Consider the following 24,384-nt stretch of genomic DNA (forward strand, 5'->3'; position numbering starts at 1 on the left):
TTAACATATTAAATAACGGAACGATCGTTCCGTTATTATATCTTTGTACCATAATAATTGAATAATCAATAACTTAAAAACAAATAGCAATGAAAAATTTAGAAAATAAAGTTGCGATAGTAACTGGCGGAAACAGTGGAATTGGATATGCAGCGGCTGCTGATTTAGTGGCAAAAGGTGCAAAAGTAATTGTAACGGGAAGAAACAAAGAAGCTTTAGCGAAAGCAGAGGAAGAACTAAACGTTACAGGGATTGTAGCTGACCAATCTGATTTGAAATCAATTGATGGTTTAGTTGAAGAAGTAAAAGCAAACTTCGGAAAAGTAGATATTTTATTTTTAAATGCTGGAATAGCGGCTTTTGCGCCAGTAGATTCAGCTTCAGAAGATCATTACGACAGTATTATGAATGTGAACGTAAAAGGAGTTTATTTTACAGTTCAAAAAGTATTGCCAATTTTAAATGACGGGGGTTCTATCATTTTTAATACTTCTGTAAATGCTCATGTCGGAATGCCAAATTCTAGCGTTTATGCAGCGAGTAAAGCAGCAGTATTATCCTTAAATAAAGTTTTTGCTGTAGAATTGGCTTCAAGAAAAATTAGAGTAAATGCTGTTTCTCCTGGTCCAATTGAAACGCCTTTGTACGGAAAAGTTGGTTTAGAAAAAGAAGAAGTAGAAGGTTTAGGATCTGCTCTAGGCGAAAAGATTTTATTGAAACGTTTTGGGCAGTCTGCTGAAGTTGCAAAAACAGTTAGTTTCTTAGCCTCAGACGACGCTTCGTTCATTACAGGATCTGAAATTGTAGTTGACGGTGGACTTATCGTAAACACAGTGCTATAATTTTTTGACTAATTCAGGAACGATTGTTCCGTATAATTATTATCTTTGTGTAGAATTTTAATTTGATGTCATGGCTAGAACGAAAGAATTTAATGAAGATCAGGCTTTAGATAAAGCAATTGAGATTTTTTGGCACAAAGGTTACAACGGAACTTCTGCGCAGGATTTGGTGAATCACTTAGGGTTAAGCCGTTCTAGCTTGTATGATACTTTTGGAGACAAGCAAAAACTTTTTGTAAAGTCATTAAAAAGATATCAAAAGCAAAATTTGGATAGTCTTAATGAGCTTTTTGAAAATGCTGAGAACATAAAAACCGCTTTGATTGAAATTTTCAAACAAGCGGTTATAGAAAGTCTTCAAGATCGAATTACAAAGGGCTGTTTTATGGTAAATTCTGCAGTCGAATTGGCGATGCATGATCCTGAGATTGCAAAAATCGTTCACGATAATCAGAAAGTGGTAGAAGACATTTTTTGCAATGCTGTAAGAAAAGGACAGGAGTTAGGCCAGATTTCAGAGAAACAAGATGCAAGATCACTTGCAAGATTTATTTTCAATAATTATTCTGGAATTAGAGTTTTGGCTCGTGCAGGAGAAAGAGATAAGCAAGTTTATGATGATATTTTAAAATCGATTTTCGTTTTGTTTTAGAAAATCAGTTTCAATAAAAAAAGGCAATTACAAATGTAACTGCCTTTTTTTGTATTAAGTAAGTAATAGAAAATGAAAACTTCTTAGCTTTTTTCTTCTTTGTTGAAGTAAACTAAGTAGTAATACATTTGTTTTTCTTCATCCCAGCCTTTTTCAACAAATTTTTCTGCACTTTCAGGATTGATAAAATCCATTTTAATCTGAATATGAGTGTCCAGATTAATTACATTTTTAATCGATTTTCTAGCGTCAGAAACTGCTGCGTTGGCAATAGGGAATGAGGTAACATCTTCGATGCTGTATTTTTCTCCTTTATCAACTTTATAGTTTTTAAATTCAGGAATCAAATCAGGATTGTCTAGTACTTCATTCAAGAAATTCTGCTCTTCAAACTGATCATTTTTAGCGAAATAATTCACAGATCGATTCATAAACATTACTTCCTCTTTCTTGTCTTCTGCCGGCAAAACGACGTCTTTTGCGAAGTTTTGACAGAACTTTAAATATTTTTTAGTGATGAAATTTTCATCTTCAAAAGCATCAACAGATAAAAAGTGCTCCAACCAGTAACGCGCGTCATAACGGTTGCTGTCAACTGTTAGGATTTTATATCCTTCTTCTTTTTTGTAGTTGAAAATCAAACATCCTTTATCTAATTTACTCAAGTTAATTCCTTGCTGTAAAATCATTTCAAGATTGCTTCCGTTTTCTTCAAACTGTAAAAAGTCGGCTTGCAGTTCGCTTTTAAAAATACCAATTGCATCCACAACATTATTATCAATGCTTAAGTTGGTCAAATAAGTCACATAAACCTCTCCGTTTTTAATATGCGGGTGATTGGATTGCTCAAATAAATGCTTTGTGATGTTTTTAGAAACCTCATGCACATTTGAAGGGTTAGCAAAAATCTCAGTTGCATATTTAAACATGTCGTTGTAGTCCAAGTCCACTTCGTGCGCAAACTGATAATAGTTTTCTTCTTTTTCTCTAAAAGGCTTAAAAAAGAATTCTTTTATTAGCGGCACAATTTCGTCATTTAAATTAAACGGCTGTTCCGATAAAAAAATAGCTTCGTTACGGCTTTTGTTTCCTACGCGGTGTATTGACAGCGTGTCGATGTGGGTGTTGAATAAGTTGATCATTTTTTTTGAGTTGCTGAGATTCTAAGTTTCTAAGATACTAAGTTTTTTTAGATAGTGTCCTTTACTTTTTTAATTAACGACGCTAACATTCTCTCGATCTCTCGACTATCCTCATATAAAAGGTTAAATTCTTCTTCGCTTATGTAAATTATATTTTTTGCAATTTCAAGTTGGGTCTGCATTTCAAATAAAGAACCTAGAGAAATATATAAAAATCGTAAAAAATCTTTATTACTTTCTCTTCCAGATCCTTCTGCAATGTTACTTGGAATTGATATTGAACTTCGACGTATTTGTGAAGTTAATCCAAAAGTTTCTTCTTTTGGGAAAGTTCTTGTTGCTTTATAAACTTTTGTAACTAAGGAAATTGATTTCTGCCAGACCAAGATCTTTCTAAAATGACTCATTAACTTATCTTTTAAATTAAATATAAAAATAAGAAAAAACCGTCAAAATTTAAAAAACTCAGAATCTTAGAGTCTCAGCATCTTAGCAACTTACGTTAGTTCCAATTCTCCTCAAATCCATAATCTTCGAAGCTGTCATCGCCTTCGAACATGTCAAGATCGTCTTCGTCTAGATCGTCTTCAAATTCTCCGTAGATATCATTGTGCATGTCATCGGCTTCGAAGTTTTTTTCAAGAGCTTCGTCTGGCATTTCACCGTGAGAGAATAAAGTTTCTGGGTAAGTTGCTCCAACAGCTTCATCTTCAATAGCAGCCAATTCAACTAAGAAAGTCCACATGCTGATAAAATCATAAACGTAGATAATCTTTGTATTTTCTTTGTCTAAAATACTAGATAACGGATAATCGTTCATGGTTCTTATTTCGCCAGGAACATCTCCTGTATCAAAAAGCGGAATTTCATCTTCTTGATTCCATGTATCATCACAAGTATAAAATGAAGCCACTTCTGATCCGTCAAAGCCAAAAGCATTGAAGATTGCATTGTGTAAATCCTCAAGAGTATCATCTTCAAGAATTGCAATGTCTCTAAAAATATCTTCTTCGGCGTCTAGAATAACTCTAAATTTATAAACCATAATCTTTGTTTTTATTGAGAGGTCAAAGGTAAAATATAAAAAACGAAATTCGAATCTCGAATTGCGATTTGTTGAAAAGATTTTAGAAAGTTGATTTTCAATTAGTTTGTCTGGCTGAGGGGAATCGAAGCCTTTTTCCAATAGGAGTGCCCTTCGACTCCGCTCAGGGAGACAAACGAGACTCGAAAACTTTTACTTTCTCGCCAATCTTTTTCTAATTTTATGATAATGTTTGTGATAAGTACTATGACTCGGATAACTTCTGCTTGGAGTAATATTATTAAAAATCAAAGCGATTACAAATAAAATTAAAACACCAACTAGAACTGGCGAAATCACATACATATAGCCTAAACTTTTTATTTGTGCTGAACCTGTAACTGCAATTAGAGCTGTTGCACCTCCAGGCGGATGCAATGTTTTTGTAATCTGCATGAAAATAATGGAAAGCGATACCGCGAGAGGAGCAGTTATCCAGACAATATCTGGCACTAGTTTGTTTACAGTGACACCAATAAAAGCTGAAATAAGATGTCCTCCAATTAAATTTCGTGGTTGTGAAAACGGACTTTGTATAATTCCGTAAATCAAAACACTAGATGCGCCAAAAGAGCCGATTAAATAAACTACATCACTGCCTGTAAATTGTGAAGATTCAAGATAGGCTAAAATTCCGATTCCGACAAACGAACCTAAAAACGACCAAAAGTGCTCTTTATAATCAATTAAAGTTTCCTTGTAAAGAATGTAACGTGTTTTGCGATAGCTTCTTTTTATTTTTTCTGTTGGCATTATTGTGGTATTATATTTTGCTCGTTATGTTTTTAAATATACTTTGCTGTATGTTCTTAATCTTCAGATTATAATATTCTGAAATTATTTAACTAAACTTGGAGAATAACTGTAAACGGTGTACGGATAAATTGTTTTTGCAGTGTATTTTGAAATCAGGCAAACGGCAAGAATTGGGAAAAACAAAGTATAATCGTTTGTTAAACCACAAACTAAGAAAATTGCTGTGAAAGGTGCATGAATACTGGCACTTAAAACTGCAGCCATTCCGATAATCATAAAGTTAATAGGAATTACATTTACATGGAAAAAGCTGTTTAAGATGGAAGCCAGTAATAATCCTAAAAATGCTCCAATAAATAAACTTGGCGCAAAAACACCGCCGTCACCGCCAGAAGCCAATGTGATTGAAGTAACAATTGGTTTTAGAATTAAAATTCCAATAAATGTTAAAGCTAAAGTTATCGTCAATTGCATTTGAGGTGCGTTACTGAAAATTCCTTTTATAGCATGGTAACCTTCTCCATATAATTGAGGGAAAAAGAATAACGATGCGCTTAAAACAATAGAACCTAAAATGATTTTGTAATAATGCGTATTGATTTTAGCAAATTGCGATTTGAAGAATAAAACACATTTTGTTAAGTAAACTGAATTCATTCCCGCTAAAATTCCTAAAAGAATGAAGTACGGAATCGCTTTTAAATGCCATGTTGTAATTGAAACGGCAAATAATGGTTCTTCTTTTAAAATCGTTAGCAAACCAAAAGCAATTGAAACAGCGATTAAATTCGAAATTACAAATGCTCGTGTTACTTTTCTGGAAATTACTTCGAAAGCAAATAAAACGCCAGCGATCGGACTGCTGAAAAGTGCCGTAACGCCCGCCGCAACACCCGCACAGATTAATTCGGTTTTGTATTGACGGAAAACATTTTCTTTTTCGTGAGCAACAGAACCAATAGTTGCCGTTGCTACAACTGTAGAAACTTCAATTCCTGTTGAACCTCCAAAAATAACGGTTAATAATCCGTTTATGAAATGTGATGGAATTTTATAAGATGGGAGATTTTTAGATTTTGATGCCGTGCTTTCAAAAACTTCCTTGATTCCTTTGTTTTCTTTTTTCTTGAAAAGGTATTGCCTTAAGAAATAAATTACCGACAGACCGAAAACTGGAAATACGATATAAAATATGGGATGAACTGAAACTTCGTGAAAGAAAATCTCTTCGTAATACTCTGTTATTCGTTTTAAAGATATTCCGAGAAAAGCCGAAAGAAAGCCAATTAAAATAGAAACAATAACTAATTTTCGGAGTTTAATTAATTGATGATTTTTTTTGATTTGCGCCGTTTTGTTCATCAGAAGTAAATTTGAAATCGCACTTTTTTTGTGCGGGTTACAAAATTAAGCATCAAATTCGGTTTTTTATAGGAAATCTTGAATTTAGTGTGTTAAAATGGGTATTAGTAAGAAAAGCTTTCGTGTTAGGGTTTTGCCACAAAGGCGTTAAGACGCAAAGTTTTTTATTTAAGGCAAAGACTAAACAGGTAGTTTGTCATTTCGACGAAGAAGAAATCTTCACAAGTAACTCCGCAATCAAAATCGCCAATCTTTGTAGAGCTTCTCGCGGAGATTTCTCCTTCGTCGAAATTGTAAAAAATGCGAAATATCTTTGCGTCTTAGCGCCTTTGTGGCAAAAAACTATCTTTCATAAAACTCAATCGGCAATAAATCAGGATCTGCAATAAAAGTGAAACGTTTTTCAGTTGTTTCATCAATTCTTATCGGTTCTGATTCTATGTTTTTTGAAGTTAAAAAAGCAATCGTTTCTTCTAGATTAATTACTTCAAAAGCTAAATGGCGCAAACCAACCGCTTCTGGTCTTGAAGGTCTTTGCGGCGGATTTGGAAATGAAAATAATTCAATAACGTAAGAACCATTTAGAGCCAAATCTAATTTATACGATTGGCGTTCTTCGCGATAGATTTCTCTAATTATAGTTAAACCTAAAATTTGAGTGTAGAAATATTTCGATTTTTCGTAATCGGAGCATAAAATGGCAATGTGGTGAACTTTATTAAGGGTAAGCATTATTTTGTGGATTCAGGTTCTTGATTTAATTTTCGAATAACTTTTGCTGGATTTCCAACTGCGAGCGAATTGTCAGGAATATCTTTTGTGACAACAGATCCAGCACCAATAACACAACCTTTTCCGATTGTTACGCCAGGGCAGATAACAGAGTTTCCCCCAATCCAGCAATCGTCTCCAATGGTTACTGGATATGCATTTTCTAATGTTTTTCTCAATTCAGCGTCAAGCGGATGAGAAGCAGTATAAATCTGAACATTTGGCGCAATAAATACATTCGCCCCGATTGTTACAGGCGCGCAGTCTAAAACCACACAATTCACATTAAAATAAACATTTTCGCCAGCAAAAATATTGTATCCGTAATCACAGTGAAAAGGAGGTTCGATATAAAAACCAGCTCCAGCGTTTGGAATAAGTTCCTTTAAAATTTCTTTTGCTTTTTTGGTAACTCGGTATTCTTTTACATTTAAGCTGTGTAAAAGGTTTTTTGCCGCACGGCGTCCTTTTACTAATTCAGGATCAAAAGCGTTATAGTATTCGCCAGAGATCATTTTTTCTTTTTCGGTTTTCATATTTTACATTTTCGTCTTGGCGATTTTTTCATGCATTTTCGGAATTTCCTGTAATGATGCGGTACAATACCAAGGCGTTAATTCGGCTTCGAGTAAATTGGCTTTTATAGCCGGATCGGTGGCAACAAGAGCTTTAGCTTCTTCTATAGTTTCTACATTAAAGATATAAATGCCACGATAATTTCTGTCGTTTTTCATGAAAGGCCCAGCCACAGCCAGTTTTCCTTCTTTTGCTAATTTTCCAATGTTGGCCATGTGACCTTCAAACAATTTTTTCGTTTCTTCTTTTGACGCTGTTGTATTGCTTCCAGATTTTAGAAGACAAAAAACATATTTCTTCATTCCGTATTCGTCAGCATGAAGTGATGTGGCTAAGGCTTCATCATATTTTGCTTCACTTTCTTGTGAAAAACCGATTGCATTAAAAAATAAAAATGCTAGAATAAAAATTGAGGTCTTCATTTGATCAATTAATTTTAGAATTAGTCTCAATTTTGTCATTTCGACGAAGGAGAAATCTTCACAAGAAACTCCGTAAAGAAAGTAGTCAATCTTTGTCGAGCTACCAACGAAGATTTCTCCTTCGTCGAAATGACAATACTGCGCGAAAATTTTTTTTATAATTAAAGCAGTTTCTTCAAAATAACAATCTGTCCTAAATGATACACATCATGTTGAATAATTCCGTGAATGTGTTCGTAGTAGGTATGACCATTATTCACATAAATTTTAGCTAAATCTTCGTCATCAAAACTTTCAAAAAAAGCATTCCAGGAATCTTGAGATTTTGCCAGTGTCTGAAGCGATTGCTCCCAAGCAGCCTCAGAAGGATCTATTACAGGAACAAAATAATTATGGTCTGGAGTTATGATTGTTTCTCCTTGCATACGTTGTAAAATATTTCTTCTCCATTGAATCAAATGATTTACAATTTCCCAAATTGTATTAAGGTTTGGGTTTACTTTTTTATATGCCTGTTCAGCAGTTACATTTTTTAATGTATTGTCTAAATTGACTTCAAGCCAAGGATTTCCGTTATAAATAGACTGATATAGATTCGAAATTCGTTTACTTTCTGACATAAAATAATGATTTTGGTTTTCCTAGCTAAGATACAAATTAGTATTTTACAACTCATCCTCGAAAATCTACAATTGGGTTATTATATATTTTTTAACGTTTAATGTTAAAATACATTTGCCTCATCAAAACCAAAGATGATATGAAAACCAAATTATTTTTTACAGTTAGCTTTTTATTTTTTACCGCATTAATTTTTGCTCAAAATACAATTTCAGGAAAAGTAGTAGACCAAAAAGGAAAACCAGTTGCAGGCGCAAATATTTATATTGACGGAACTTACGATGGAGCAACAAGTTCTGAGACTGGAGATTTTTCTTTTGAAACTGCAGAAACAGGAAACAAGTTTCTAGTGGTTAGTTTTTTACTTTTTGAGACTTACAAGCAAGAAATTGATGTTACCAATTATAAAGATCAAACGGTAAAATTAAGAGAAAATGTTAATGCTCTAGATGCTGTTGTCATTACAGCGGGAACTTTAGAATCTGGAGATAAGGCGAGAGTTTCAGTTTTAAAACCTTTAGATATTGTGACCACAGCAGGTTCTGCTGGAAATATTGTGGCGGCATTGCAGACTTTGCCAGGAACGCAGACGGTTGGCGAAGACGGACGTTTGTTTGTGCGTGGAGGTGAAGCGAGCGAAACTCAAACTTTTGTAGATGGAATTCGTGTAGCGCAGCCTTACGGTGCAACAACCAATAATTTACCGACTAGAAGCCGTTTTTCTCCATTCTTGTTCAGCGGAATTGCATTTTCTACTGGAGGGTATTCCGCAGAATATGGCGAAGCTTTATCAAGTGTTTTACTTTTAAATACGCAAGATGAAGAAGATCATGAAAAAACAGATATTGGATTAATGACCGTTGGTTTGAGTTTAGGAAATACTCAAAAATTCAAAAAAAGCTCTTTAAGTGTCAATATGATGTATGTGAATTTAGCGCCTTATCAGGCTGTTATTTCGCAAAATGTAGATTGGAACAATCCCTATCAATCGATTGGGGGTGAAACAGTTTACAGATACAATTTCACAAACGGAATATTTAAGCTGTATGCTTCATTTGATTCTGAAAAATTTGATTTGAATCAGAAAAACGTCAATTTCGAGAATCCGATTCGAACTGACATGAACAACAATAACTTCTATTTGAATTCATCTTACAAAGGAAGTTTTGGAACAGGATGGCAGATTACTTCGGGAGTGAGCTACGGTTACAGCAAAAACAAACTGAAATACGATATTACAGGAATTGACAGTCAGGAAAATGCAGCACAACTGAAATTGAAGTTCAGTAAGAAATTTTCAAACTATTTTAAATTGTCTTTCGGATCTGATTATTTCATTACCAAATACGATGAAAACGTGGCAGACAATATTGCTCTTGATGTTACAAATGGATATGATTCGAACATTTTTGCAGCTTACACTGAAGGCGATATCATGTTTTCTAAAAAATTAGCTTTAAAAGTCGGTTTGAGATATTCAAACAACAGTCTTTTAAACGAAAACAATATTGCGCCAAGAGCTTCATTAGGTTATAAAGCTTCAAAAAGCAGTCAGTTCTCTTTTGCTTACGGAGATTATTCTCAAACGCCAGTTGTAGATTATATTAAATTTTCTAAATACCATCAGTTTGAAAGCGAGAAAGCGAGACATTATATTTTAAATTATACGTTTACAAGACCAGGACAAACATTGAGAGCAGAAGCTTACTACAAAGATTACAGCAATTTGGTGCAGTATGATACGAGAGATATTCAATACAATTCGGTTTTCAATAATAACGGATCAGGTTATGCAAAAGGATTGGATTTATTTTGGAGAGACAGCAATTTGTATAAAAACTTAGAATATTGGATTTCATATTCTTATATCGATTCGGAAAGACAATATAAAAACTTTCCAAACATGGCAACTCCAAGTTTTATTGCCAACCATAATTTATCTGTAGTTGCAAAATATTTTATTACAGACTGGAAATCTCAGGCGAGTTTAACAAACAGTTTCAGCTCAGGACGTCCGTACAATGATCCGAACCAGACGCAATTTATGAACGGAAAAACAAAATCGTATAACAGTTTAAGTTTTAGCTGGGCATATTTATTAACAACACAAAAAATCCTTTATTTCTCAGTTTCAAATGTTTTAGGAACTCAAAATATATTCGGATACGATTACGCTAAAACACCAGATGCAAGCGGAGTGTATCAAAGACAAGCCGTATTGCCAACAGCAGATAGATTCTTCTTCATAGGTTTCTTCTGGACGATTAGCCAGAATAAGAATGAGAATCAGTTGAAAAACCTTTAAAAAAGGTACTAAGGTTCTAAGATACTGAGGTTCTAAGGAAAAAAAACTTAGCCTCTTAGCCCCTCAGAACCTTAGTATCTTAAAAGAAACAATTCAGTAACCAAAATCAACAACTCAGTATCATTTAATTTTAAAAGACTAAAAACCAATATACTTTTGAAGTGTAAATTAAAAAGTCGCTAAGTGGCTAAGATACTAAGTAAAAAAGCTTAGTAACTTAAAAACTTAGAGGCTAAAAAAAAAGAGTTTTAATCATCAACAAAAAAACTTAGAATCTCAGAACCTTAGTAACTCAGAAACTTAAAAAAAAAAAGAAATCATGACCAAAATTATTACAATTACTATCTTATTTATCTGCAGCTTAATGTCTGCTCAAAATGCAAAATTAACTGTGACTGTTTCAGGTTTAAAAAACGACACAGGAGTGGTTAAAGTAGGATTATACAATTCAGACGGAACTTTTCTTAAAACCACTTACAAAAGTCTGGCTTCGGAAATTAAAAACAACAAAGCGGTTGTAACTTTTGATAATCTTCCTGCGGGAGAATATGCAATTTCAACTTATCATGATGAAAACAGCAACGGAAAGCTTGACAGAAACGCAATGGGAATTCCTTCAGAAGAATATGCAGCTTCAAACAATGCAAAAGGTTTTATGGGGCCTCCATCATATCAAGATGCTAAATTTAGTGTCAGCAAAGATTCAAAAGTTGAAATTGTATTCTAAAAAAATAACTAATCCATATAAACAAACCATTAAATAACTTATAAAATGAAAAAAATCATCACTTTAGCAGCACTTTTTGTAGTAGTAATAAGTTCAGCTCAAACACAATTTGAACAAGGAATGAATAAAGCATTCGGACTTTGGAAAGAAGGAAAAAATGCTGAAGCTTCTGCATTGTTTGAAAGAATTGCGGCGGCTGAAAAAAACAGTTATTTGCCAAATTATTACGTAGCTTTAATTAATGCAACGGCTGTTTTTACAGAAAAAGACAAAACAAAAATTGATTTGTTATTGACAAAAGCACAAGATGCCTTAGATATTGAATTGATAAAAGACCAAGCCAATTCAGAATTGTATGTAATGCAAGCTTTAATTTATACCGGTTATGTGGTGGCCGACCCAATGACAAACGGAATGAAATATTCTAGTAAAGTGATGGAAGCTTACGCGAAAGCTAAAGCATTAGACCCAAATAACCCAAGAGCAGTTTTTGGAGAAGCAGATTATCAATTAGGAGGAGCAAAATGGACAGGAGTTGACACTAAACCTTTGTGCGCACAAGTTGATAAATCTATTGAACTTTTTAATACTTTTAAACCAGCAACGCCTTATTCGCCAAAATGGGGATTGGATAGAGCATTAGAAATTCAGAAAACTTGTAAATAATTCACTAGTTTATTAAATATGATGATATTAAAACCTAATTTGTTAAAAGCATGCTTAGTTGGAGGAATAGTATTTTTGTTCTCTTTTCTAATTCGGTTTGCTTCTTTAGGAACAGCAGTCTTTAACAAGAATCTTTACATTTATTTCTTGTACTGCATGCTTTACAGTGTGGTTTTATATATCGTAAACGTCGTTCTTTTTGATTTTTTAGATAGAGTCTTCAGAGAAAATCCATATTCGGTAAAGAGAATTTTAATTGGTTTTGCAAGTTCATTTTTAGTCTCGATGATCGTAATAGGGGTATTGCGTTTGTTTACAAGTGTGATAATCGAGAATAAAACGATTATAGGATTTCTTGCCAATGAAAAAGCAGAAAATTATATCGAATCTGCTGTAATGACCTTTATTGTTTTATTGTTTTTTCATGGACTTAATTTTTACAAACTCTATCAGGAAAACAAAGTAACACAACAGAAAATTATTGCTGGAACGGCAAATGCCAAATTTGAAAGCTTAAAAAATCAGATCGACCCGCATTTTCTTTTTAACAGCTTGAATGTTCTTAGTTCTTTAATAGAAGAAAATCCAGATAATGCGCAGCGTTTTACAACTTCTCTTTCTAAAATTTACAGGTATGTTTTAGAACAGAAAGACAAAGAATTGGTTTTGGTTGAAGACGAATTGTCATTTGCAAAAACTTATATGAATCTGCTGAAAATGCGTTTCGAAAATAGTTTATTTTACGAATTGCCAACAGAGAATATCAATCCAGAAGCCAAAGTGGTGCCGCTTTCTTTACAGCTTTTATTGGAGAATACCGTAAAGCACAATGTAGTAAGCGAGCAGAAACCACTTCATATTAGAATTTTCATTGATAGAGATTATCTGGCCATTCAGAATGATCTTCAGAAAAAAGAAGTTTTGCAGGATAGGCAAGGTGTCGGACTGCAGAATATTGTAAACAGATACGGAATTATAACGGATAGAAAAGTGAAGATTGAAGAAGATGGAAAGAATTTCACCGTTAGAATTCCAATTTTAACCAAACAAATTGCGGTTATGGAAATGAGTGCAGATTATACAGACGAAGCAAAAGCTTATTATAGAGCCAAAAAACGAGTAGAAGAACTAAAAGGATTTTACGGAAATATAATTTCATATTGTTGTGTGATTCCGTTCTTGATTTTTATTAATCTAAAATTTTCACCAGGATTTCAATGGTTTTGGTTTTCCGCTTTAGGCTGGGGATTTGGAGTTGCCATGCATGCTTTTAAAGTTTTTGGATATAGCTCTGATTGGGAAGAAAGAAAAATTCGCGAGATTTTGGAGAAAGATAACAGACAAAAAACGTGGAAATAATGGGAAAAGATTTCACAGAAGCAAATCGTTATTATGATGCTCAGAAAAAAGTAAAAAAAATAAGAGGATTTTACGAGCATTTGACTGTTTATGTCTTGTGTAATGTAATTGCGATTGTGGTTAACTTAATAACTTGTCCAGAATATTTATGGTTTATATGGTCTGTAATGGGTTGGAGTGTTGCCATTATTTTACATGGATTGAAAGTTTTTAGTCTGCCGCCTTTTTTCAATAAGAAATGGGAAGAGAAAAAAATAAGAGAAATTCTAGAAAAAGAAAATCAGCAACGTTTAGTAAATAATCATGGAAACAAATTTGAATAATGATCAGGAACAAGTAATGCTGGAAGAATTAGCCAGTAAAAAAGTAATTCAGCTGAAATCTTTTTACAAGCATTTGTTCTTTTACACTATTGCATTGATAGTTTTTCTTTTAAAAGAATACACGAATTTGCCATTGCAATTTTTTCCAATTAAATATATCAATTGGGTGATTGTAATTATTTGGACAGCTGTAATTGTAGGCTCTGCAATTGATTTGTTTGCTTCTTATAAGATTTTTGGACAAGAATGGGAAGAACGAAAACTAAGAAGCATTTTAGAAAAAAAATATAAAAAACAAAAATGGGAATAGTTATGGAAAGGAATTTAAGCGACGAAGAAAAATATATCCAAGCCAAAAAAAAGGTTGAAAACATTAAAGGATTTTACGGAAATCTTATATCATACATTTTAGTAAATGCCATTTTAATCTTTATCAATTTATATACATCGCCAAACTATTTATGGTTTTTCTGGCCATTGTTATGGTGGGGAGTAGGAGTCGTTTTTCACGGATTAAAAGTCTTTGAGGTTTTTCCAGGAATGGGGAAGGAATGGGAAGAAAGAAAAATCAAAGAGTTTATGGAGAAGGAAAAACAGAATAAAAACAAGTGGAAATAATGAAAGTATAGTTATGGGACGTTTTAGAAGAGAAATGTACGAAGATTACGCAAGACAGCATTTTGGAGAGTATACAGACGATCCAAATTATAATGCAGCTTATAGAAGAGTAAAAAGGCTTAAGAGATTTTACTCGCATTTGAAAATTTTCATTATTGTAAATATCATCATCATTGTATCAAGTTTGACTCGAGATAAATCTGCTGGTCTATTGGTAATGGATTTAAGTGGTTTAACGGAATTACACACTTACTCTACTGCGTTTTTTTGGGGAATCGGTCTATTGGCGCATGCATTATCTGTTTTTGGCGCTGATTGGATTTTTGGACCAGATTGGGAGAAAAGAAAAATCCAAAAATACATGGAAAGAGATACAGCAAATAAAAATAAATGGGAGTAACTTTGAATTTATAATTTTTTCAAATTTCATAGTATAGTAAATGATCACATTAATTATAGAAGACGAAAAACCAGCAGCAAGACTGTTGCAGAGAAAACTTGAAAAGCTAGATGTAACTGTAGAAACCATGCTTCATTCCGTTGAAGAATCGGTTCATTGGTTTGAAAACAATCCGCATCCCGATTTGATTTTTTTGGATATCCAATTGTCAGATGGTTTATCGTTTGAAATCTTTGAAAAAATAGACATTAAAAGCGCTATCATTTTTACTACGGCATATGATGAATATGCTTTAAAAGCGTTCAAATTAAATAGTATCGATTATCTTCTAAAACCAATTGACGAAGATGATTTGGAAACTGCTGTTTCAAAATTCAAATCGCGTCTTCCGAAAGCAGCTACTGAATCTTCAAATCTTCAGCTTGATTTTGAGCAGATTCGCCAAATGTTATCTAATCCTTTTGAGAAAACATATAAAAAGAGATTTACAGTTAAAATAGGACAGCATTTAAAAGTAATTACAACTGAAGAAATTGAATGTTTTTTCAGTGAAAATAAAGGAACGTACATTCATACCTATGACAATCGTGACTATCTGATCGATTCGACTTTGGAGATTTTAGAACAAGAACTAGACAAAAAGGATTTCTTTCGCGTAAGCAGAAAATTTATTGTTCCGCTAAAAGCAATCAAAGAAATTCAAGTGTATACCAATTCACGATTAAAAGTGATTTTGCCAAGTTACAAAGATGATGAGGTAATTGTAAGCCGAGAAAAAGTGCAGGATTTTAAAGCTTGGTTGGGATAGGTTTTTTGTTAGAAGAAAGAAGAAAGATCTGAGAAAAAAGATGTGAGAAGAAAGATGTGAAAGGAAAGAGCTTCTTGTACGACATATAAATAAAAATGGGACGAAAATTTTCGCCCCATTTTTGTATAAATATTTCTTGGTTATTTACTCAATCTATGCAAAGTAAATGTCATGGCGCTCAAAAGGAAAAACGCCATAATCTGGTGGATTAATCCTAAAGCCAAAGGCACACTATATAGTAAAGTGAAAACTCCCAATAAAAACTGAATGAAAACAAAAACAACTAAAGTTTTGATTCCGTTTGATTGAGTGTGCGTAAGCGTATATTTTTTGCTTTTGAAGAAAAGGAAAAGAATAATTGCAACTACAACATAAGCAAAAGTTCTGTGTACAAACTGAACCCCACTTTTTCCTTCAATTAAATTTTTTATTAAAGAAGATTGCTCAATAAAAACCGATTCGTGAATAAATTCTCCGTCGCTCATTAAAGGCCAGTGATTGTGAATTAATCCAGCATTTAATCCTGCAACGAATCCACCGTAAATAATTTGGATTAATAAAGCTGCTAGAGCATAACGAGCAATATTTCTTAAAGGTAAAATCTTGTTGATATTTCTTTCAGGATAAATTAAATCCAATGCTACCCAAAGTGTGTAAGCAAAAGTGATAAAAGCAAAGGTTAGGTGTAATGAAAGTCTAAAGTGGCTTACATCTGGATTGTCAATTAATCCGCTTCTCACCATAAACCATCCTAAAAATCCTTGGAAAGCTCCCATTGCCAAAAGAACGATGCATTTTTTGATAGTTGGAGTATCTAATTTCTTTTTAGCTAAAAAGTAAACGAACGGCACAAAGAAAACCAAACCAATAATACGCCCGATGAAACGGTGAAACCATTCCCAGAAATAGATGAATTTATAATCGGCTAATTGAAAATCGTTGTGAATGTTGATTTTTTGGTACTCTGGAAACTTTTTATACTCGTCAAAAGCAGCCTGCCATTTGGCTTCTGTTAAAGGCGGAAATGTATCGGTTACCAAATGCCAGTCGGTCATAGATAAACCTGAATTGGTCAAACGCGTGATGCCGCCCACAACGACCATTAAAAACAATAAAACACAGCCTGATAGTAACCAAATGATTACTGATTTATTCTCTTTTTTCATTTTATTAAATAATACTTATTTCTCAACTTTTTTTAAGCCTAATTTTTCAGCTCGTTTAATTACAAAATCATAAGCAGCCTGATATTCATTTGGAATATCTCCTTCGAGAATGGCTTCTTTCACCGCTTCTTTTAAGATTCCGATTTCTCGTGAAGGCTTTAAATCGAATATTTCCATAATTTCTTCACCAGTAATTGGAGGCTGAAAATTGCGAACATGATCTCGTTCTTCTACTTCAACAATTTTCTTGCGAACGATTTCGAAGTTTTTATGATATTTCTTGAATTTTGATGGATTTTTGGTTGTGATATCAGCCTCGCATAATGTCATTAAATTTTCTACATCTTCTCCAGCATCAAAAACCAAACGACGAACGGCACTGTCAGTCACAATATCCTGCGCCAACACAATCGGGCGCGAACTCATAATAACCATTTTTTGAACAAATTTCATTTTATGGTTTAAAGGCATGTGCAAACGTTCGAATATTTTCTTTGCCATTTTGCCACCCAAGAATTCATGTCCGTGAAAAGTCCATCCTTGTTTTTTTGTAAAACGTTTAGTTGGCGCTTTTCCGATATCGTGCAATAAAGCCGCCCAACGCAACCAAACATCATCTGTGTTTGGACAAATGTTATCTACAACTTCAAGCGTATGGTAAAAATTGTTTTTATGTGTATGACCTTCAATTTCTTCTACCTGATTTAAAGCGGTTAATTCAGGTAAGATTAAATCTAAAAGTCCAGTTTTGTATAAAAGTAAAAATCCTGTCGAAGGTTTATCTGTTAGAAGAATTTTGTTTAATTCATCTACAATTCTTTCGCCAGAAATAATTTTAATGCGTTCTGCATTTTTTGTGATGGCGTTCAATGAATTTTCTTCAATTTCGAAATTCAATTGAGTAGCAAAACGAATGGCACGCAGCATACGCAAAGGATCATCAGAATAGGTAATATCTGGATCCAAAGGCGTTTTGATTGTTTTATTTTCTAAATCTGTTAATCCATTGAATGGATCTAAAAGATCTCCGAAATTAGTTGAATTCAATGATAAAGCCAATGCGTTGATTGTAAAATCACGACGATTTTGATCGTCTTGCAAAGTTCCGTTTTCCACAATCGGATTTCGGCTATCGCGAGTGTACGATTCTTTTCGGGCGCCAACAAATTCAATATCTGTATCTTCAAAACGAAGCATAGCAGTTCCGTAAGTTTTAAAAACCTGAACTTTTGGTTTGTTCGGAAGTAAATCGGAAACTTTAAGAGCCAATTCGATGCCGCTTCCAACAGCAACTACATCAATGTCTTTTTTAGAACCTCGTTTTAAAAGCAAATCACGAACAAATCCTCCTATCACATAAGAGTCAACATTTAATTCCTGAGAAGCTTTCGAAATGATATCGAAGATTTTGTTTTGTAAAGCAGTTTTATAGTTTGTTTGTATCGCCACGAATTCCATTTTTGAATAAAAATACATTTCAAATTTCGATCGAAATAAAATGCATGCAAATTTACAACATAGAAAATGCCTATTATAATCTAGAGCTCACTTTTTTGAACAATTTCACATTTTGTAGCGTCGATTTTTATGAATTGAGAAAGGGTTGCCACGAATTTCACGAATTTCCACTAATTTTTCTTTCATGCAGGTCGTAATTTTTTTCTGCCATAGATTAAAAAGATTCACACAGATTTTTTTAATCTTTTTAATCTGTAATCTGTGGCAAAAAATAATTCGTGGAAATTCGTGTAATTCGTGGCGAAAAAATATACCACAATAAAACAAATCAATTATGATAATCTATTTTTAGAAATGCAATTTGTATTTTTGAAACATAGAAAAAAGCACACATGAAAATTGTTATATCTCCTGCGAAATCATTGAATTTCGAAAAAGAATTGCCAACATCTCAATATACAGAACCTTCATTTTTAAAAGAAGCAAGAGTGGTTCATAAAGTAGTAAAAACAAAAAAGCCAGCTGAATTATCAGAGCTAATGTCAATTTCAGACAAACTAGCCGATTTAAACTGGAAACGCAATCAGGATTGGAAAACACCTTTCACACCCGAAAATGCCCGTCCGGCAGTTTATGCCTTCGATGGCGATGTGTACACAGGTTTGGATGCTTATACCATTCCGTTAGAAAAATTAGATGTTCTTCAGGATAAACTTAGAATTTTATCTGGCCTTTACGGACTTTTAAAACCATTAGATTTAATGCAAGCATATCGTTTAGAAATGGGAACTAAAATGCCAGTTGGTGAATTTAAAAATCTACACGAATTCTGGAAACCAACAGTAACTAAAGCCTTAAACAAAGAATTGAAAAAAGATGAATTGTTTGTGAATTTAGCTAGTAACGAATATTTTTCTGCTGTTGATGTAAAAGCTTTAAAAGTGCCTGTGATTACTCCAGATTTCAAAGATTACAAAGACGGAAAACTAAAAATGATCAGTTTCTTTGCCAAAAAGGCGAGAGGCATGATGGTGCGTTATATTATTGACACCAATGCAGAAACTATAGAGGACTTAAAAGGTTTTAATTACGAAGGATATCAGTTTGATGCGAATCTTTCTAAAGGAAATCACTTGGTTTTTACAAGATGATTTTTTAAAGTTGCTAAGATTCTGAGATACTAAGATTCTGAGTTTTTTTAACCGCAAGGACGCAAGGTTTTCGCAAAGTTCGCAAAGTTTTTATCACAAAGCTTTGCGAACTTTGCGTTTTTAAAGATTCTCAGAATTAAAATTCTTTGCGCACTTTGCGGTTAAACTAAAAAAATAAACGCCGAATTCTAAATGATGAATTCGGCGTTTCTGCGTATTATAAAATTATTATTATTAATGCATTGCGTCGGCTGCACTAATTTTGTTCTTCCCTTTTTTGATAAAGAGAATAATCGGTATGCAACATAAAAACATAATTCCTAGGTAAAGGAAAATATCCATATAAGCCATTACGGTGCTTTGCTTCATAACTGAAAGTTCTATTGCCTGATATGCTTTTTTCAAAGCAACATCCGCACTATATCCTTTTGCCATAAAGGCGTGCTGCATTCCTGCAATTCGCTGCTGCACGTCAAATTTGGCAGGGTCTAGATTATTAATTAAATCTACTCTATGCGACTGGCTGAAACGGGTAATGAAAGTAGTAATAATCGCAATACCAAAAGATCCGCCTAATTGACGCATCATTCCAGTAAAAGCAGCTCCTTCACCAATTTGTTTCCCTTTTAATGTTGAAAGCGAAAGCGTTGTTATAGGAACGAAAAGCAATCCTAAACCAATTCCTCTCAAAATTAAAGGCCAGTACATATGCTCAACTCCAGTATCTGGTGTCATGCGGCTATACATCATGAAAGTGAAGAAGAAGAAAATTAAAAATCCAACTCCAACCATGTATCCCTGCGGAACACCTTTCTGAATCATGTTACCTACAAATGGCATCATAAGTGCTGTGGTGATAGATCCTGGAATCAACAACAACCCCGCATCTGTAGCGGTCCATCCTAAAATTGATTGCGTGTAAATTGGGATAATTAAAGTAGAACCATATAATCCGAAACCAAGAATGAAACACATTACAGTTCCAATTCTAAGATTCCCATCTTTTAGAACACTAAGATTTACAATCGGATACTCGTATGTAAGTTCTCTCCAAATAAAAAGAACCAACCCTAAAACAGTAACAACACTTAAGGCTACAATTGTAGAGTCATTAAACCAGTCGTCTTGCTGTCCGTGTTCTAATACGAATTGTAAAGAACCAATAAAAGCACTCAGTAAAATGATTCCCCACCAGTCAACCTGATTGGCTTTTAATTTTTCTCCATATTTCGGACTTCTAACAAAAGTTAAAGCTAAAATCGTAGCAATAATTCCCAACGGAATATTGATATAGAAAATATAAGGCCAAGAATAATTATCTACTAAATATCCTCCCAATGGCGGGCCAAGAGTTGGACCAACAATTACTCCCATTCCGTAAATAGCCTGCGCCATTCCACGTTTTGCTACGGGATAACTTTCTGTAATAATCGTTTGGGCTGTTACAAGTAATGCTCCACCGCCCATACCTTGTACGAAACGGAAAGCGACTAGTTCCCAAATATTGGTGGCATTACCACATAAAAAAGAACAGACTGTAAATATTATAATGGAAGCCACAAAATAATTACGTCTTCCAAATTGCTGCGATAGCCAGCTCGTCATCGGAATTACAATAACATTCGCAATTGCGTATGCTGTAATTACCCATGCCACATCGGTCAAGGTAGCACCAAGACTTCCGCGCATGTCTGTAAGCGCTACGTTTACAATCGTTGTATCTACAATTTCCAGCAGTGCACAAAGTACTGCTGTAATCGTAATGATAACACGTCTGAAACCGTATTCTACTAAATCGTCGTCTTGTACTGCTGTTGCCATTTATTTTATTTCAAATGTACATCTACGTCAACGTTCATCCCTGGTCTTAAAAGTTTTACTTTTTCAGGATCGTTAGATTCGTCTATGGTAATTTTTACTGGTAATCTCTGAATTGTTTTTACGAAGTTTCCTGTTGCATTATCAGGAGGCAATAATGAAAAACGAGATCCTGTTGCAGGAGAGAAAGAAGATACAGTTCCTTTAAACTCATAGTTAGGGTAAGCATCTACTTTTAAGCTTACTTTTTGTCCTACAACCATTTTGTTCAATTGTGTTTCTTTGAAGTTAGCTACAACCCAAGCTTCATTATTGTTAATGATGTAGAACAAAGATTGTCCTGGTTGAACCAATTGTCCTGGCTGAATGTCAACTTTAGAAACTTGACCATCAATTGCAGCTGTTACTACAGTATAAGAAAGGTTTAAGTGAGCCACATCAAGCATTGTTTTTGCTTTTTTGATGTTTGCAGCAGCAACTTCTGTTTGTTTGTCAGAAACTTTAGATTTTGACTGAATAACCGATTTTTGGTAAGAACTAGCTCTTTGTTGTTGTTCTAAAACACGCACTTGGTTTTCAGCTTCTTCTTTTGCAGTTAACGCTTGTTCATATTGCTGTTTTGTAATTGTATGTGTTTTGTACAAGTTATTGTAACGGTTATAATCGTTTGTAAGCTGTCTCAATCTAATTTTGGCACTTTCAATAGAACCTGTTGCAGATCTCATTTGAGCATCAGAAACTGAGATGCTTGCATTTGCACTTCCAATATCTGCTTTAGCAGCTTCGTATTGTCCTTCTGCGCCTAATAATGCAGCATTAGCTTCATCAATCTTTAATTGATAATCTCTCTTGTCAATTGTAAATAAAGTATCTCCTTTTTTTACATAATCATTATCTTTCACATACACTTTGCTGATATATCCTGAAACTCTTGGGATAATCGGGTTCATTCTTTTCTCGATCTGAGCATCATCTGTTTCTTCGTGAGCCTGAGAGTGTAGGTATTTAGATATTCCGTAAGTTCCGCCTCCTAAAATCAGAACTGCAAGTATGATGATGAATTTTTTATTTGTTTTTTTCTTTTCCATGAGAGCTATCGATTATATTTTAGAAAGATTGAATGATTGTGATAATTGTCCTGATACTGAAAGTAATTCGTAATATTTTTGAATAATGGTTGCTTTTGCTACAGCAGTGTTGATTTTGGCGCTTAATTGTTCAACATCGGCTTCAACCAAATCATTGGTGTCAGCTAGACCGTTGTCAAATTTATCTTTTACCAATCTGTAGTTTTCGGCTGCTTGCTGAAGCGCTTCGTCATAAACCACACTTTGGTTGATTGCTAAGTCATAATCTTCAATAGATTTCTGAACTTCAACTTTAATGCGGTCTGTCATGATTGCTTCAGTATTTTTTACCTCAAGAGCTTTGCTTTCCGCTTCTTTTACGTGTGCATTGTTTTTTAAGATTCCAGATAAATCATAAGATAAACCTAAACCAAAATTCATGGCATATTTTACTGTAATGATATCTTTAAGATCCAAAGCAGTATAACCTCCAAGTAATGAAAGCGTTGGGTAATATCCTGCTTTTGCAATCTTAACATTTGCTTCAGAAGCTTTTTGCTGTAAACGAATAGCTTCAAGATCTTTTCTGTTTTCAAGAGCCAATGCATCGGTTGATGGTGCGCCTGTTGTTTTTAAATTGAAAAAATCATCCTCATTTACTTGTATTTTAACAGTTGGGTCTAATTTAAGCAATGTTGTCAGATAGAAATTGATGTTATTGATATTATTATTAGCTTCATCAATAGATAATTGCGTTTTTGAAACCAATAACTGCGCTTTCAATAAATCGTTTCTCGGGATAATTCCGTTTTTCTCTAATTCGATAAAATCAGTAACACGTTGCTTGGCGCTTTTTTGATTTTCGTTTAGAGCATCTAAAGTTTTTTGTGCTTTGTATAAAGCTGTGTAGTAAGTGATTACTTTTAATGCTACATCTTCTTTAGTTTTGGCAGCATTTGCAGTTTCAGCTTCATACATATTGTCGTAAGCATCAATACTGCTTTGAATTTTAAATCCAGCAAATATTGGTAAACTTAAGTTAGCCATTCCAATCATAGCGCGATCTGGAGAAGCGAGAGAAGCACTTTGACCCTGATTTGGCAAATCAATAGAAGCTTTTGTAAGACGCTGGTATTGGCCAGAAATTTTTAAATCAGGATATTGGTTATTTTTAACCGTCTGTAATTCGTATTTTTTCGTGTTTACCTTGGTGTTGGCAAGCGTAACTTCGTCACTCTTTTCCCAAGCCATTTTCACGGCTTCGCCTAAGGTTAAACTTGTTTTTTCTTGTGCTTCTACTGAAGATATTCCGATAAAGAAAACTCCAAAGAGCATTAATTGACTAATTTTCATAAACAAGTAGCGCTTTTATAGTTTGTTGAATGTGCTTTGTAAGATCGTTTTTAATGTAATTGTTAAACATTTCTTCGGTTTTTAAATCAAATAATTCTTCGAAGAAAGAGCGATTCATGTGAAAGTGAAAAAAGGTTCCAATAATGGTTGGAGTGATGAGCTGGATATTGACATCTTTTCTAAAAACTCCTTGGGCTTGACCTTGTTTAATAATGCTTTCAACTGATTTTAAATTCCCTTTTTTAAGTTCAGTAAAAGCTTGAAGGCTTTTTTCTCTCTTTTTATTGTAAAGTTCAAAATGTAAAACCCTGTAAATCCCTTTGTTAAGGCAAATTCTGTTGATGTAAATTTCGATTAATTTATTGACTTTTTCAAGAGGTTCTATGTCTTCTTGCAATAAATTTTCGAGCTGTAACTTTAAATCAACGGTTTTGTGAAAAATAAGAGCTTCCAGAAGTCTTTCTTTTGACCCAAAATAATAAGAGACCATGGCAATGTTAATTTTGGCCTCTTTGGAGATATCCCGTATCGATGTACCCTCAAATCCTTTCTCAGAAAAAAGCCTTTCTGCAACATTGAGAATCTGAATTTTTTTATCGTTCAATTCGATGTGTGACATGGTGTTGTTTCTAATCGGATGCAAAATTAAACACTTGTTTAATTTAAACACTTGTTTAATTTTGTTTTAACATAATATTAACATAAAACGGTTTCGATAATTTATGTTAATTTGTTCTGGAATAAGTTAAAATAAAAAAGCTGAAACACCTTAGTGTTTCAGCTTTAGTACGGTTTTTTGTCATCTTGACGAAGGAAAGATCACACTAGAAACTCCGCAATCTAAATCGCCAATCTTTGTCGAGTTACGTGTGTGATTGCTTCGCCAGTTCGCTCTCGCTCGTGTCTTCGTTCCTCCTTTAGAATGACAAACGGTGTG

Annotated in this window: 27 protein-coding genes; 12 read left to right on the top strand and 15 right to left on the bottom strand. The window is 33.8% G+C overall.

What is annotated here, in order from left to right:
* The first annotated feature begins 89 nt into the window (after positions 1 to 89).
* Positions 90 to 842 carry an SDR family oxidoreductase gene (locus GR162_RS10140; RefSeq protein WP_160782051.1) on the top strand — a complete coding sequence of 251 codons (753 nt, stop codon included), beginning with the start codon at positions 90 to 92 and terminating at the stop codon, positions 840 to 842.
* A gap of 70 nt (positions 843 to 912) precedes the next feature.
* On the top strand, positions 913 to 1,494 hold the full coding sequence (locus tag GR162_RS10145; RefSeq protein WP_160782052.1) for a TetR/AcrR family transcriptional regulator: 582 nt from the start codon (positions 913 to 915) through the stop codon (positions 1,492 to 1,494).
* Between the two features lie 83 nt (positions 1,495 to 1,577).
* On the opposite strand, the gene GR162_RS10150 is transcribed toward GR162_RS10145, so the two are convergent.
* From GR162_RS10150 to GR162_RS10190, 9 genes are all read right to left on the bottom strand, one after another.
* Positions 1,578 to 2,636, bottom strand: coding sequence for a nucleoid-associated protein (locus GR162_RS10150; protein WP_035647713.1), 1,059 nt, complete (start codon positions 2,634 to 2,636; stop codon positions 1,578 to 1,580).
* Positions 2,637 to 2,683: 47 nt separating this feature from the next.
* Positions 2,684 to 3,043: a four helix bundle protein gene (locus GR162_RS10155; protein ID WP_160782053.1), complete on the bottom strand. Its 360-nt coding sequence runs from the start codon at positions 3,041 to 3,043 to the stop codon at positions 2,684 to 2,686.
* 95 nt (positions 3,044 to 3,138) lie between these two features.
* On the bottom strand, positions 3,139 to 3,681 hold the full coding sequence (locus GR162_RS10160) for a hypothetical protein (RefSeq protein WP_008468204.1): 543 nt from the start codon (positions 3,679 to 3,681) through the stop codon (positions 3,139 to 3,141).
* Between the two features lie 192 nt (positions 3,682 to 3,873).
* Positions 3,874 to 4,473 (bottom strand): HPP family protein, encoded by a 600-nt coding sequence (locus GR162_RS10165; protein WP_160782054.1) that lies wholly within the window; start codon positions 4,471 to 4,473, stop codon positions 3,874 to 3,876.
* Positions 4,474 to 4,557: 84 nt separating this feature from the next.
* The gene (locus tag GR162_RS10170) at positions 4,558 to 5,838 is read right to left on the bottom strand and encodes a chloride channel protein (RefSeq protein ID WP_160782055.1); all 1,281 of its coding nucleotides are present in this window, start codon (positions 5,836 to 5,838) and stop codon (positions 4,558 to 4,560) included.
* A gap of 342 nt (positions 5,839 to 6,180) precedes the next feature.
* Positions 6,181 to 6,570 (bottom strand): VOC family protein, encoded by a 390-nt coding sequence (locus tag GR162_RS10175; RefSeq protein WP_160782056.1) that lies wholly within the window; start codon positions 6,568 to 6,570, stop codon positions 6,181 to 6,183.
* The gene (locus GR162_RS10180) at positions 6,570 to 7,145 is read right to left on the bottom strand and encodes a sugar O-acetyltransferase (RefSeq protein WP_160782057.1); all 576 of its coding nucleotides are present in this window, start codon (positions 7,143 to 7,145) and stop codon (positions 6,570 to 6,572) included. The genes GR162_RS10175 and GR162_RS10180 overlap by 1 nt, the downstream gene beginning before the upstream one ends.
* A gap of 3 nt (positions 7,146 to 7,148) precedes the next feature.
* Positions 7,149 to 7,607: a YciI family protein gene (locus GR162_RS10185; protein ID WP_160782058.1), complete on the bottom strand. Its 459-nt coding sequence runs from the start codon at positions 7,605 to 7,607 to the stop codon at positions 7,149 to 7,151.
* A gap of 161 nt (positions 7,608 to 7,768) precedes the next feature.
* Entirely contained in the window at positions 7,769 to 8,227 is a 459-nt protein-coding gene (locus tag GR162_RS10190) for a DinB family protein (RefSeq protein WP_160782059.1), read from the bottom strand.
* 140 nt (positions 8,228 to 8,367) lie between these two features.
* Between GR162_RS10190 and GR162_RS10195 the strand changes: the two genes are divergently transcribed.
* The 9 genes from GR162_RS10195 (at position 8,368) to GR162_RS10235 (ending at position 15,434) form a co-directional block, all read left to right on the top strand.
* Positions 8,368 to 10,533 (top strand): TonB-dependent receptor, encoded by a 2,166-nt coding sequence (locus GR162_RS10195; protein ID WP_160782060.1) that lies wholly within the window; start codon positions 8,368 to 8,370, stop codon positions 10,531 to 10,533.
* Positions 10,534 to 10,852: 319 nt separating this feature from the next.
* The gene (locus GR162_RS10200; RefSeq protein WP_202393927.1) at positions 10,853 to 11,260 is read left to right on the top strand and encodes a DUF2141 domain-containing protein; all 408 of its coding nucleotides are present in this window, start codon (positions 10,853 to 10,855) and stop codon (positions 11,258 to 11,260) included.
* Positions 11,261 to 11,305: 45 nt separating this feature from the next.
* Positions 11,306 to 11,926: a hypothetical protein gene (locus tag GR162_RS10205; RefSeq protein WP_160782061.1), complete on the top strand. Its 621-nt coding sequence runs from the start codon at positions 11,306 to 11,308 to the stop codon at positions 11,924 to 11,926.
* Positions 11,927 to 11,947: 21 nt separating this feature from the next.
* Entirely contained in the window at positions 11,948 to 13,285 is a 1,338-nt protein-coding gene (locus tag GR162_RS10210) for a 2TM domain-containing protein (RefSeq protein WP_160782321.1), read from the top strand.
* Entirely contained in the window at positions 13,285 to 13,608 is a 324-nt protein-coding gene (locus tag GR162_RS10215) for a 2TM domain-containing protein (RefSeq protein ID WP_160782062.1), read from the top strand. The genes GR162_RS10210 and GR162_RS10215 overlap by 1 nt, the downstream gene beginning before the upstream one ends.
* Entirely contained in the window at positions 13,589 to 13,918 is a 330-nt protein-coding gene (locus GR162_RS10220) for a 2TM domain-containing protein (RefSeq protein ID WP_129745237.1), read from the top strand. The genes GR162_RS10215 and GR162_RS10220 overlap by 20 nt, the downstream gene beginning before the upstream one ends.
* Positions 13,909 to 14,226, top strand: coding sequence for a 2TM domain-containing protein (locus GR162_RS10225; protein ID WP_160782063.1), 318 nt, complete (start codon positions 13,909 to 13,911; stop codon positions 14,224 to 14,226). Before GR162_RS10220 ends, GR162_RS10225 begins: the two co-directional genes overlap by 10 nt.
* A 13-nt stretch (positions 14,227 to 14,239) precedes the next feature.
* A complete protein-coding gene (locus GR162_RS10230; protein WP_160782064.1) occupies positions 14,240 to 14,626 on the top strand; it encodes a 2TM domain-containing protein in 387 nt (128 codons plus the stop codon).
* A 40-nt stretch (positions 14,627 to 14,666) separates the two neighbouring features.
* A complete protein-coding gene (locus tag GR162_RS10235) occupies positions 14,667 to 15,434 on the top strand; it encodes a LytTR family DNA-binding domain-containing protein (protein ID WP_160782065.1) in 768 nt (255 codons plus the stop codon).
* 140 nt (positions 15,435 to 15,574) lie between these two features.
* Here GR162_RS10235 and GR162_RS10240 read toward each other — a convergent pair whose 3' ends face one another.
* Both GR162_RS10240 and GR162_RS10245 read right to left on the bottom strand, forming a co-directional pair.
* Entirely contained in the window at positions 15,575 to 16,600 is a 1,026-nt protein-coding gene (locus GR162_RS10240) for a COX15/CtaA family protein (RefSeq protein WP_160782066.1), read from the bottom strand.
* Positions 16,601 to 16,615: 15 nt separating this feature from the next.
* Complete coding sequence (locus GR162_RS10245) at positions 16,616 to 18,058, bottom strand: CCA tRNA nucleotidyltransferase (protein ID WP_237421348.1); 1,443 nt, start codon at positions 18,056 to 18,058, stop codon at positions 16,616 to 16,618.
* Between the two features lie 392 nt (positions 18,059 to 18,450).
* On the opposite strand from GR162_RS10245, the gene yaaA reads away from it, so the two are divergent.
* Entirely contained in the window at positions 18,451 to 19,209 is a 759-nt protein-coding gene (yaaA, locus tag GR162_RS10250; protein ID WP_160782068.1) for a peroxide stress protein YaaA, read from the top strand.
* Between the two features lie 234 nt (positions 19,210 to 19,443).
* On the opposite strand, the gene GR162_RS10255 is transcribed toward yaaA, so the two are convergent.
* The 4 genes from GR162_RS10255 to GR162_RS10270 are packed head-to-tail and all read right to left on the bottom strand — an operon-like array spanning position 19,444 to position 24,066.
* On the bottom strand, positions 19,444 to 21,030 hold the full coding sequence (locus tag GR162_RS10255; RefSeq protein ID WP_008468230.1) for an MDR family MFS transporter: 1,587 nt from the start codon (positions 21,028 to 21,030) through the stop codon (positions 19,444 to 19,446).
* Between the two features lie 5 nt (positions 21,031 to 21,035).
* Complete coding sequence (locus GR162_RS10260) at positions 21,036 to 22,115, bottom strand: HlyD family secretion protein (RefSeq protein WP_160782069.1); 1,080 nt, start codon at positions 22,113 to 22,115, stop codon at positions 21,036 to 21,038.
* 12 nt (positions 22,116 to 22,127) lie between these two features.
* A complete protein-coding gene (locus GR162_RS10265; protein WP_160782070.1) occupies positions 22,128 to 23,447 on the bottom strand; it encodes a TolC family protein in 1,320 nt (439 codons plus the stop codon).
* Positions 23,437 to 24,066 (bottom strand): TetR/AcrR family transcriptional regulator, encoded by a 630-nt coding sequence (locus GR162_RS10270; RefSeq protein WP_008468234.1) that lies wholly within the window; start codon positions 24,064 to 24,066, stop codon positions 23,437 to 23,439. Before GR162_RS10270 ends, GR162_RS10265 begins: the two co-directional genes overlap by 11 nt.
* Positions 24,067 to 24,384: the final 318 nt, after the last annotated feature.

This window comes from Flavobacterium sp. HBTb2-11-1, assembly GCF_009826975.1.
GTDB lineage: Bacteria > Bacteroidota > Bacteroidia > Flavobacteriales > Flavobacteriaceae > Flavobacterium.

What these genes read in the sequence shown, in the direction of transcription:
- GR162_RS10155 (WP_160782053.1), bottom strand. Translation starts at nt 3,043, where the DNA reads ATGAGTCATTTTAGAAAGATCTTGGTCTGGCAGAAATCAATTTCCTTA.
- GR162_RS10165 (WP_160782054.1), bottom strand. Translation starts at nt 4,473, where the DNA reads ATGCCAACAGAAAAAATAAAAAGAAGCTATCGCAAAACACGTTACATT.
- GR162_RS10225 (WP_160782063.1), top strand. Translation starts at nt 13,909, where the DNA reads ATGGGAATAGTTATGGAAAGGAATTTAAGCGACGAAGAAAAATATATC.
- GR162_RS10145 (WP_160782052.1), top strand. Translation starts at nt 913, where the DNA reads ATGGCTAGAACGAAAGAATTTAATGAAGATCAGGCTTTAGATAAAGCA.
- GR162_RS10265 (WP_160782070.1), bottom strand. Translation starts at nt 23,447, where the DNA reads ATGAAAATTAGTCAATTAATGCTCTTTGGAGTTTTCTTTATCGGAATA.
- GR162_RS10230 (WP_160782064.1), top strand. Translation starts at nt 14,240, where the DNA reads ATGGGACGTTTTAGAAGAGAAATGTACGAAGATTACGCAAGACAGCAT.
- GR162_RS10210 (WP_160782321.1), top strand. Translation starts at nt 11,948, where the DNA reads ATGATATTAAAACCTAATTTGTTAAAAGCATGCTTAGTTGGAGGAATA.
- GR162_RS10175 (WP_160782056.1), bottom strand. Translation starts at nt 6,570, where the DNA reads ATGCTTACCCTTAATAAAGTTCACCACATTGCCATTTTATGCTCCGAT.
- GR162_RS10220 (WP_129745237.1), top strand. Translation starts at nt 13,589, where the DNA reads ATGGAAACAAATTTGAATAATGATCAGGAACAAGTAATGCTGGAAGAA.
- GR162_RS10240 (WP_160782066.1), bottom strand. Translation starts at nt 16,600, where the DNA reads ATGAAAAAAGAGAATAAATCAGTAATCATTTGGTTACTATCAGGCTGT.
- GR162_RS10140 (WP_160782051.1), top strand. Translation starts at nt 90, where the DNA reads ATGAAAAATTTAGAAAATAAAGTTGCGATAGTAACTGGCGGAAACAGT.
- GR162_RS10190 (WP_160782059.1), bottom strand. Translation starts at nt 8,227, where the DNA reads ATGTCAGAAAGTAAACGAATTTCGAATCTATATCAGTCTATTTATAAC.
- GR162_RS10170 (WP_160782055.1), bottom strand. Translation starts at nt 5,838, where the DNA reads ATGAACAAAACGGCGCAAATCAAAAAAAATCATCAATTAATTAAACTC.
- GR162_RS10245 (WP_237421348.1), bottom strand. Translation starts at nt 18,058, where the DNA reads ATGGAATTCGTGGCGATACAAACAAACTATAAAACTGCTTTACAAAAC.
- GR162_RS10195 (WP_160782060.1), top strand. Translation starts at nt 8,368, where the DNA reads ATGAAAACCAAATTATTTTTTACAGTTAGCTTTTTATTTTTTACCGCA.
- GR162_RS10255 (WP_008468230.1), bottom strand. Translation starts at nt 21,030, where the DNA reads ATGGCAACAGCAGTACAAGACGACGATTTAGTAGAATACGGTTTCAGA.
- GR162_RS10185 (WP_160782058.1), bottom strand. Translation starts at nt 7,607, where the DNA reads ATGAAGACCTCAATTTTTATTCTAGCATTTTTATTTTTTAATGCAATC.
- GR162_RS10180 (WP_160782057.1), bottom strand. Translation starts at nt 7,145, where the DNA reads ATGAAAACCGAAAAAGAAAAAATGATCTCTGGCGAATACTATAACGCT.
- GR162_RS10205 (WP_160782061.1), top strand. Translation starts at nt 11,306, where the DNA reads ATGAAAAAAATCATCACTTTAGCAGCACTTTTTGTAGTAGTAATAAGT.
- GR162_RS10260 (WP_160782069.1), bottom strand. Translation starts at nt 22,115, where the DNA reads ATGGAAAAGAAAAAAACAAATAAAAAATTCATCATCATACTTGCAGTT.
- GR162_RS10160 (WP_008468204.1), bottom strand. Translation starts at nt 3,681, where the DNA reads ATGGTTTATAAATTTAGAGTTATTCTAGACGCCGAAGAAGATATTTTT.
- GR162_RS10215 (WP_160782062.1), top strand. Translation starts at nt 13,285, where the DNA reads ATGGGAAAAGATTTCACAGAAGCAAATCGTTATTATGATGCTCAGAAA.
- GR162_RS10200 (WP_202393927.1), top strand. Translation starts at nt 10,853, where the DNA reads ATGACCAAAATTATTACAATTACTATCTTATTTATCTGCAGCTTAATG.
- yaaA (WP_160782068.1), top strand. Translation starts at nt 18,451, where the DNA reads ATGAAAATTGTTATATCTCCTGCGAAATCATTGAATTTCGAAAAAGAA.
- GR162_RS10270 (WP_008468234.1), bottom strand. Translation starts at nt 24,066, where the DNA reads ATGTCACACATCGAATTGAACGATAAAAAAATTCAGATTCTCAATGTT.
- GR162_RS10235 (WP_160782065.1), top strand. Translation starts at nt 14,667, where the DNA reads ATGATCACATTAATTATAGAAGACGAAAAACCAGCAGCAAGACTGTTG.
- GR162_RS10150 (WP_035647713.1), bottom strand. Translation starts at nt 2,636, where the DNA reads ATGATCAACTTATTCAACACCCACATCGACACGCTGTCAATACACCGC.